This is a genomic window from Pseudoalteromonas sp. SR44-5, assembly GCF_014163675.1.
GTDB lineage: Bacteria > Pseudomonadota > Gammaproteobacteria > Enterobacterales > Alteromonadaceae > Pseudoalteromonas > Pseudoalteromonas rhizosphaerae.
In genome coordinates this window covers 1-719 of the sequence record NZ_JACJDT010000153.1, presented here as the reverse complement: position 1 = coordinate 719, position 719 = coordinate 1, and the positions used below count along the sequence as shown (strand labels likewise).

Genomic DNA, 719 nt, shown 5'->3' with positions numbered 1-719 from the left:
TGGTCGGTGGATATACCGACGCCGCTTGCAGAGGGCGCATTCCAAGTGGATGCCAGCGTCACTGATGCGGCAGGTAATACCGCGTCTGATACTGAAAACGGCGGAGTAATTGACACTCAAGCGCCAAGCTTTGATATTGATCCGCTTGCTGCAACGAGCGATAGCACGCCTACCATTACTGGTAGCAGTGATGAAATTGGTGGACTGGTAAGTATCACTGTGACAGATGCTAACGGCACGGTGCAAACTTTAACTGCGACGGTACTGGCTGATGGTACGTGGTCGGTGGATGTACCGATCCCACTTGCAGAAGGCGCATTCCAAGTGGATGCTAGTGTCACCGATGCCGCCGGCAATACCGCCAGTGACACAGAAAATGGTGGGGTGATCGATACTCTTGCACCGACGGTTGATATCAACCCGTTGGCTGATAGCAACGACAGCACGCCTACCATCACTGGTAGCAGTGATGAAATAGGTGGGTTGGTGAGCATTACAGTCACCGATGCCAATGGTGATATACAAACCTTAACGGCGACAGTACTTGCAGATGGCAGTTGGTCGGTGGATGTACCGACCCCGCTTGCAGAAGGTGCTTTTGTTGTTGATGCCAGCGTCACCGATGCCGCCGGCAATACCGCTAGCGACACAGAAAATGGCGGAGTGATCGATACTCTTGCGCCAACCTTTGATATTGATCCGTTGGCTGCGACGAACGA

At 53.0% G+C, this 719-nt stretch carries 1 protein-coding gene; it reads left to right on the top strand.

Translation table 11 applies throughout. The annotated features are described in order from the left end of the window. The coding region (locus tag H5154_RS22950; protein WP_182719756.1) for an Ig-like domain-containing protein at positions 1–719 on the top strand (719 nt) is incomplete at both ends.